Origin of the sequence: Antrihabitans cavernicola (assembly GCF_008297975.1) — a bacterium.
Taxonomy (GTDB): Bacteria; Actinomycetota; Actinomycetes; order Mycobacteriales; family Mycobacteriaceae; genus Antrihabitans; species Antrihabitans cavernicola.
This window is the reverse complement of record NZ_VLNY01000029.1, coordinates 23,052-31,252: the sequence shown is the minus strand read 5'-3', so window position 1 is coordinate 31,252 and position 8,201 is coordinate 23,052. Positions and strand designations below refer to the sequence as shown.

The 8,201-nt window shown below is 64.4% G+C and carries 8 protein-coding genes; 4 read left to right on the top strand and 4 right to left on the bottom strand.

Annotated features, from left to right (window positions below):
* Window positions 1-583 (top strand): HNH endonuclease signature motif containing protein (locus FOY51_RS26615; protein WP_149433287.1); only part of this gene is annotated, 583 nt, incomplete at its 5' end.
* A 96-nt stretch (window positions 584-679) separates the two neighbouring features.
* Entirely contained in the window at window positions 680-1,588 is a 909-nt protein-coding gene (locus tag FOY51_RS26610) for an NAD(P)/FAD-dependent oxidoreductase (RefSeq protein ID WP_149433286.1), read from the top strand.
* 13 nt (window positions 1,589-1,601) lie between these two features.
* Here FOY51_RS26610 and FOY51_RS26605 read toward each other — a convergent pair whose 3' ends face one another.
* From FOY51_RS26605 to FOY51_RS26590, 4 genes are all read right to left on the bottom strand, one after another.
* The gene (locus tag FOY51_RS26605) at window positions 1,602-2,411 is read right to left on the bottom strand and encodes a hypothetical protein (RefSeq protein WP_149433285.1); all 810 of its coding nucleotides are present in this window, start codon (window positions 2,409-2,411) and stop codon (window positions 1,602-1,604) included.
* 100 nt (window positions 2,412-2,511) lie between these two features.
* Window positions 2,512-3,051, bottom strand: a complete 540-nt coding sequence (locus tag FOY51_RS26600; protein WP_149433284.1) for a YceI family protein — start codon at window positions 3,049-3,051, stop codon at window positions 2,512-2,514.
* An 80-nt stretch (window positions 3,052-3,131) separates the two neighbouring features.
* On the bottom strand, window positions 3,132-4,232 hold the full coding sequence (locus FOY51_RS26595; protein ID WP_149433283.1) for a lysylphosphatidylglycerol synthase transmembrane domain-containing protein: 1,101 nt from the start codon (window positions 4,230-4,232) through the stop codon (window positions 3,132-3,134).
* 30 nt (window positions 4,233-4,262) lie between these two features.
* Complete coding sequence (locus FOY51_RS26590; protein WP_149433290.1) at window positions 4,263-5,717, bottom strand: adenylate/guanylate cyclase domain-containing protein; 1,455 nt, start codon at window positions 5,715-5,717, stop codon at window positions 4,263-4,265.
* Between the two features lie 125 nt (window positions 5,718-5,842).
* Here FOY51_RS26590 and FOY51_RS26585 point away from each other — a divergent pair, with 125 nt between their 5' ends.
* Together FOY51_RS26585 and macS are read left to right on the top strand one after the other, a co-directional pair.
* Window positions 5,843-7,003, top strand: a complete 1,161-nt coding sequence (locus FOY51_RS26585; protein WP_149433282.1) for an AI-2E family transporter — start codon at window positions 5,843-5,845, stop codon at window positions 7,001-7,003.
* A complete protein-coding gene (gene macS, locus FOY51_RS26580; protein WP_149433281.1) occupies window positions 6,990-8,177 on the top strand; it encodes a MacS family sensor histidine kinase in 1,188 nt (395 codons plus the stop codon). The genes FOY51_RS26585 and macS overlap by 14 nt, the downstream gene beginning before the upstream one ends.
* Window positions 8,178-8,201 lie beyond the last annotated feature (24 nt).

The window sequence follows — 8,201 nt, the reverse complement described above, 5'->3', positions numbered from 1 at the left end:
CGGCAGCCACCGCGGACTCCCCGTCACCGCGATCATCACCATGACCCTCGATCAACTCGAAGAAGCCGCCGGAGTCGCGACCACCGCGACCGGTGGCCGTATCCCCGTTTCCGACGCGTTGAAAATGGCCGAAAAGACAAGACCCTGGTTGGCGATCTTCGACCACGCCGGCCGACCACTGCATTTGGGCCGGGCCAGCCGCCTCGCCAGCGGCGAACAACGCCTGATCCTCATCCCCTTCGACCGAGGGTGCACCAAACCCCGCTGCGACAAACCGCCAACGCTGTGCGCGGTCCATCACCCCGAAGAATGGGCTGACGACGGCAAAACCGATATCGAGAACGAAACCTTCGCCTGCGACGGCTGCCACGCCCTGATCACGAAAACAGAAACCGGGTGGCAAACCATCAAAGCCGACGACGACCATGAATATCCTGGCCGAACTCTGTGGATTCCACCGAAACATATTGACCCGGAACAGAAGCCGAGAATCAACCACTGCCACCACCCCGAAGAACTACTCGACCGAGCAATCGAAGCAGCCATCGAAGCGGCAAACGAGTCCGAGGACGACGATCCCTGAGCATCAGATTTTGACTGACCCAACCACCGCTACGTAGTGTCGAAAGCGGGGTGCGTTGGCAGAACTATCGAAAACAATTGGTGGGGTGAAGTTTTCATGGATTATGACGTTGTGATCGTCGGCGGTGGCGCTGCAGGACTCTCTGCAGCTCTGTTGCTGGCGCGATCGCTCCGACGGGTAGTGGTAATCGATTCCGGGCAGCCGCGGAATGCGCCGTCGTCGCACGTCCACGGCTATCTGGGGCGTGACGGGGTTTTGCCCGACGACCTGCTGGCCGCAGGCCGATCGGAGATAGTCGGCTACGGCGGCGAGATTGTTGCGGATCGCGTTGTTCAGATCGAGCAAGCGAGTACAGGTTTCGTCCTCACAACAGCGGGCGGCCCAGCTCTCAGCTCCCGAGCTGTCTTGGTAGCCAGCGGGCTTCGCGACGTGCTGCCAGACATCGCCGGCCTCGCCGAGCGGTGGGGCAACGATGTGCACCATTGCCCGTACTGCCACGGCTACGAGGTTCGTGACACCGCTCTCGGTGTCATCGGCGGCAACAACCGGCCGTTCTCGCTACATCAAGCGTCGTTGCTGCGGCAGTGGTCGTCCGATGTGGTGTTCTTCCCGAACCTGATCGAACTGACCGACGACGAGCGCGACCGGCTGATCGCGCGGGAAGTCGAAATCATCGACGGTGCCGTCGCCCAGGTGATCGTCGAGGACGATCGGTTGCAAGGCGTTGAGCTCGCCGATGGACGTCGCGTCTCGCGCGACACCGTCTTCGTCGGGCCGACGTTCGTTCCCCACGATGAATTACTCACCGCCGCAGGCTGTCTCACGGCAGACGACAGTGCTCCGAACAGCGGCTGGGTGACGACGGATCGGACCGGGCAAACCAGCATCCCCGGATTGTTCGCCGCAGGAAACGTCGTCACCGAAAGCGCACAAGCCATCGGCGCGGCAGGCGCGGGAGCGGCGACCGGGATAGCGATCAACCACTACCTGCTCGCTCGGGACTAGTCCCAAGCGAAATCTAGTGCGGCAGAACGTGCTGCAAACCGTTGTTGAAGTCGGTGATCAACTGGTCGAGCCTCGGTAGCGGCGGCAGGCCCGCGGGGCCGAATCCGTTTTGGACATCGGCTGTTTCGTCGGCGGCGCTGCCCTCGGTCTGCGCGGCGACCGAGAAGTCGGGACCGAACGACGCTGAAGCGACTTCCGGTGATCCTTCGTCCGACCAACCCCACTTGGTGCCGATCACGCCGGGCAGATGCGCGGTACCCCAATCCTGGTGTGTGCCGTCTGCCGCAACGGGATTGGCGGTTGCCATCCAACCGAGGATCGGCGACATCGGATCGGTGGCCTTCTTGGCTTCCAAGAATGTGACGGTGTCCGCCGTGCTGGTGACGGAGTCGCCCCAGAACGATCCGCGGTGCGTGCTCGTCAGGTGATACTCGGCGGCGTCGGCATCGAGAGCGTTCGGGTACTTCGCGTCGAGTTGCTGCGCGGCGTTGTCGTCGGAGAGCTGAATCATCCGTTGCGCGAGATCGCGGTCGCTCGCCGAGCCGTCGCCGTGGCGTAGAGCGTAGTCGGCGATGTAGAGCTTCACGGTCGACAGTCCCGATCGAGCTTCGGTGGAATTGGGAGTTCCCACGCGAACGTTGAGCGGGGAGAAGTCGAACGACAACGACGTCCGTCCCGGGACTGTGGAGAGGTTGTCGACCGGATTGGGTGCAGCCTGCGCGACAGGCGCTGCGGCGATCGCGATACCCGCGACCGCTGCAGGCGTCAGCAGTGCAATCGGGACAAGTGGATGCCGCTTCGGAGTCGCACGATGCTTACCCATGCTCACAGACTGGCAGCAAAATCCCGGTTAATCCAGTCGGGCGCGAAAGTTACAGTTTACTGAACTGCACTTTCGCGCCCGATTTGGAGCATTGGTCCGATCAGGCCTGCAGGCCGACCTCGACCTCGAGAATGAGCGTGATCTTGTCGCCGACGACGGTGCCGCCGCCTTCGAGGGGCATGTCCAAGCTGACGCCGAAGTCCTTGCGGTTGATGACCGTCTTGGCTTCGAAGCCCGCGACCGGACCATGGCCCATGCCCGGGTTCTGTCCGAGGAACTCGACGTCGAGCGTGACCGGCTTGGTGATGCCGCGGAGCGTGAAATCGCCCTCCACCTTGAAGTCGCTACCGTCGACGCGGGCGCCGGTGGCCTTGAACGTCGCGGTGGGGAAGTTCTCGGCGTCGAAGAAGTCGGCGGTCTTGAGGTGGCCGTCGCGCTGTGCGTTGTCGGTGGTGACCGAGGCGACCTGGATCTCGACGTCGGCGGAGGCGGTGCCGTCCTCTGCTACGACGATCTGTCCCGAGAATTCGGTGAAGCGTCCGCGGACCTTGCTGACCATGAGATGGCGAACCGAGAAGCCGACGTTGGTGTGCGCCGGGTCGATTACCCAGGTACCTGCGGAAAGTGTTGGTGTGCTCATGTGCGCTCCTTATTGGTCAAGTATTCAATGACTACTTTAGCTGAACTGGACCGCGGTCCGCTTTATTCCAAGTGAACTTTTCAGTTGTGCTTGTGCCGCAGATCGCGCTGCTCCCGCTGCTCGGTCTCGACGTCGAAGCCGAGGTCTTCGTGCTGGTGTTTGCGGAAGATGAAGAGGAAGACGATCCACCCGATGATCGCGACCATGATGAAGCTGATGGCGCGGTAGACGAAGGCCGCCGCGACCGCACCCGACGCAGTCAGGCCCGCCCACCACGTCAACGACCAGATCAGCGTCGCATCGAAATAGCCGAGCCCGCCCGGTGCCAGCGGAATGGATGCGACGGCCTTACCGGTCGCGAAGGCGACCAGAAGCCCCATCACCCTGGGATCGGCGCCGACCGCATAACACGCTGCACCGAGACAGGCGACGTCGAAGAACCGATGGCCGAGAGCCCACCCGATGCTCGCACCGGCATCGCGCTTGTTCAGGTCCACCGACTCGAGCTGCTGCAGGATCTCCTGCACCCGATCCATGCCGTTGTCCGCGGGGCGGTCACGAAAACCGTTGTACTTGGCCAGAATCCATCGAGCGCCTGCTTCGATCGAGTCCGGTCGCTTCGATGCGTAGTGCACCCCGAAGATGATCGCGGCGACACCGGCGACGGACAGAATCAGCGACAGCGGGTTCACGGTGCCGCCGACCAGCAGGGCGCCGCCTACGCCCAACAACGCCAACCCTGCCGCGGAGATGACGCCGGAGATGGCCAACTGCCACGACGCGACGATAGGACTCGCGCCCCAGCGGCGCGTCTCGCGATAGGTGAATGCGGTGGAGAAAACCTGACCGGCAGGCAGTGTCACCGACATCGCGGTGCTGGAGTAGACGACCGACAGCGACTTGCGATGGTTTACTCGGACGTTGCCTGCTCGCAATAGCTGCCGCTGCAAGCCCGCGAGCGAGCTGAGCGAGAGCACCTGGGCGGCGACACTGATGGCAACCCAGCCCCAATGGATCTCGGTGAGCGCCTTCCACGATTCGTGCAGCCGCGGCCAAAGATAGATGCCTTCGGCGATCAGCAGGGCGGCCAACGCGACTGCCACTACCCACTTGAACCACCAGAACCGGCCACGCGAGCGCCGAGGGTTCACCTCGGGCGCGTCGGCTTCGGGCTCTCCCACATAGTGAGGGTAACCAACTGCGGGGCGCCGCTACGGACTCGGCACCGGCCAGGCGAGATGCGTTTTGCGGCGGCGACCGCGCAGTTGGACCTCGTCGCCGAGTTCCCACAACCGTTGCTCGTCGTCCTCGGCGAAATAGAGCGCGCTGCTCGACGCCAGGACGCGACTCGGGCGATCCTTGGCCAGCTCGGTCAACCGCGAAGCCTCGTTGACCGGGTCGCCGATGACCGTGTACTCGAATCTGTTGGCACCACCGATGTTTCCTGCTACCGCCAGCCCGGCGGAGACGCCGATACCGATATCCAATCCGGCAACAGAATCCAGCGCGCACCTCAGGTCGCGGGCGGCGGCCAAGGCCGCGGTGGGCGCGTCGGGCCGATCCAACGGCGCTCCGAAGATGGCCAACGCCGCGTCGCCGACGAACTTGTTCACGAAACCGTTGTGCTTGTCAACCACCTCGACCACCACTCGGAAGAACTCGTTGAGCAGCGTCACCACCTCGCTCGGCGGGCGTTCGGCAGCCGCGGCGGTGGAGCCGACCATGTCGACGAACAACACGGCGACAAATCGGGTTTCACCGCCCAGATCGGTTCCGTACTCGAGTGCTCGTCGCGCGACGTCCTCGCCGACATGCTGGCCGAACAACTCCTTGAGGACGGTGCGCTCCGCCGCGTCCTCCATCATGCGGTTGAAGCCGACCTGCAGCCGACCGATCTCGCTGCCGTCGAACACCTCGACCTGCACGTCCTGGCTGCCGTTCTGCACCTGCTCGATGGCGCGGGTGAGTTGGCGGATCGGGTCGGAGATGCTGGTGCTGGTCAGCATCGTCAGCGCGAGCGCCTGCATGATCACCACTACCGCGAGCAGCAGGATGGCGATCGCCAGCGCGTTCGCGGAGAAGTCCATCTTCGTGGAGATCTGCGTGACGCACAGCAGCACGATGCCGATGGTCGGCGCGAGGGTGCCCAGCCCCCAGGTCATGGCCATCCTGGTCCAGATGCCGGGGGTGAGGCCTTCCTCGAACCTGCCTTGGCTCATCGCCGATGCCGCGACCGGGCGCAGGATGCGCTCGCCCAACATGTAGGTGAAACCGAAGACCAGAGTCGACGCCATACAGACGGTGAGGATCACCGCGAACGCGATCGACGGTGCCGCCGAGATGGTGAGCGCGCTGAATACCGCGCCGCCGATCAGCCACAGCACCAGATGGATGAGGGCCTGACGCAGCGGCGCGTGCAGGGTTGCCAGCTGTTCGCGGCGGCTCGGTGGGCCGCCGCGCAACTGCCAGCGAACGACCGGACGCAGCATCATCGCGGCCGCCGTCAGACTGATCGCGCCACCGATGGCGAGCAGCGTGGCGAAAATGACCACGTTGCGCGACCGATCTTGGACGATCGACGTCGTTTCCGGAATCGGCAGGCCGTGGCGAATGAACGCGAACACCAGGACGGCGCCGAAGCCGTTCGCGAACACCATCGACGCCATGTACAGCGGCCAACGCGTATGCATTGTCTGCTTGACGGCTTCCAAGGGTGTCGACACGGTAACCAATTTAGCGTTGCGGCCCGACGTTCCGCCTTGTGTCCGACGTTCCCGATAGGCTCGCCCGGATGAGCGCGAACCCGCCTGCAGACCAGCGCGGCACGGCCTTGCCTGCGGAGGCCGTGCACCCGCTGGTGCGGGTTGGCGCCGAGTGGACGTGGCGTTTGCTGGTGCTCTTCGCAGGTCTACTCGCCCTTGGCTACGTGGTGCACCGGTTGTCGACGGTGATGATCCCGGTAGCTCTGGCGCTGCTGGCGGCCGCGATGTTGGCGCCGCTGGTCGATTGGATGCAGCGCCAAGGTGTGCCGAGAGTCGCAGGCGTGCTGGTCGCGATCCTCGGTTCGATCGGTGCGCTCGCCGGAATCTTGACGTTCGTGGTCGAACAGTTCATCGACGGTCTGCCCCAACTGAGCGATCAGATCACCAGCAGCATCACCGAGGTGCAGGACTGGCTCACCGACGGCCCGCTGCACTTCAGCAAGGACCAGATTCATCAGGCGGGCGACTCGGTGGTCAAGGCCATCCGGTCGAATCAGGACAGTCTTACCAGTGGCGCGCTGACCACCGCGACCGTGATCGGCGAAATCCTCACCGGCGCCTTCCTGACCCTCTTCATCCTCATCTTCTTTCTCTACGGCGGCGAGCAGATCTGGCAGTTCGTCACCCGCATCGTTCCGACCGCGAATCGGCGACGGGTGCGAACAGCGGGCAGGCAGGGCTTTCATTCGCTGATCGGATTCGTCCGTGCGACGGTCGCCGTCGCTGCCGTGGATGCGATCGGCATCGGTGCGGGCCTCGCGATACTGGGCGTGCCGCTGGCGTTGCCACTCGCGTCGCTGGTGTTCGTCGGCGCGTTCATACCGATCGTCGGCGCGTTTCTCACCGGCTTCGTCGCGGTGTTCATCGCGCTGGTCACCAAAGGGCTGATCACCGCGCTCATCACCTTCGGGATCATCGTCGCGGTGATGCAGATCGAAGGCCATGTGCTGCAACCGTTGCTGCTCGGGCGGGCTGTCCGCATTCATCCGCTCGGGGTGGTGCTGGCGATCACGGCGGGCATCGTGCTCGCGGGGATCGTGGGTGGTTTGCTCGCGGTGCCGATCGTGGCTGTGTTGAACACCGCGATTCGGTCGCTGCTCGCCGACGATCCGGAAGAGGTCTACGAGAAGATGGAAGCCGGCGAGAAGTCGACGGTAGAACCGGACGAACCCACAGATGTACCGAAATGAGGTCGGTCGCTTCCGTGCTCGGGCGATAGCCGGGACCTCGAACGATCCGGGCGCGCCGCTGTGGAGTGCGTCGCAGGCGTTTCGGCTGATCACGCTGGTCTATGCGGTCGGCTACCAGGTCGTCACTGTCGACAACTACACGAATCAGCGGCTCAGCTGGTTCTTCGTCGCGTTGACCGCGGTGTGGTCGGGGGTGTCCGCCCTGCTGCTCGCGCGAAATTCGGTGCCGCGCAGTTGGGTGGTGATCGCGGACCAGGTAGTGGTGATCGGGTTGATGGCGTCGACGCGGTTGGTCGCCGACCACGATTGGTACAGCACGCACCAAACCCTGCCGACCACGCTGTGGGTGACCAATGCGGTGATCTCGGCGGCCATCCTGCGCGGCCCGTTGGTGGGGGTGTTGACCGGTGCGGGCATTGCGGCGGTCAGTGCCGTTGTCCGCGATCAACTCAACCTCGACCTGTGGGCCGATGCCACTGCACCCGTGCTGATCTCGGCCGGCCTGGCTCTCGGGATGGCGTCGAACACGGCGATCCGCGCCCACGATCAACTCGAACGCGCCATCCGCCTTGCCGCCGCGACTGAGGAACGCGAACGGCTGGCTCGCGAAGTGCACGACGGCGTCCTGCAGGTGCTGGCCTACGTGCGACGTCGTGGGAACGAAATCGGCGGACCGACAACAGAATTGGCCGACAAGGCCGGTGAACAGGAAGTGGCGCTGCGGGTCTTGATCTCGGAGCAGGGGCTCGGTGCGGATTCCGATGCGGGCGGTGCTGCCGTCGACCTGCGGCCACTGCTGCGCACGCAGGCGCGCCAGACGGTGTCGGTGTCCACGCCGGGCGAACCGGTGTTGGTCGGCCGCTGGGTGGGTGGCGAGTTGGCAGCGGCGGTGGCGACGGCGCTGTCCAACGTGGAGTTGCATGCCGGTCCGGGGGCCAAGGCCTACGTCTTGCTCGAAGATGTCGGTGCGGACGTGATCGTCAGCGTGCGTGACGACGGGTCGGGAATCCCTGCAGGCCGACTCGTAGCGGCCGAGGCCGAGGGCCGTATGGGGGTGGCCAAGTCGATCCGCGGGCGTATCGATGCGCTCGGCGGCACCGCGACGTTGTTGACGGAGCCCGACGGTGGGACCGAGTGGGAATTCCAGGTCCCCACCGGTCTTGGAAAGGAATAGTGCTGTGTCGGAGCAGGTTTCGGT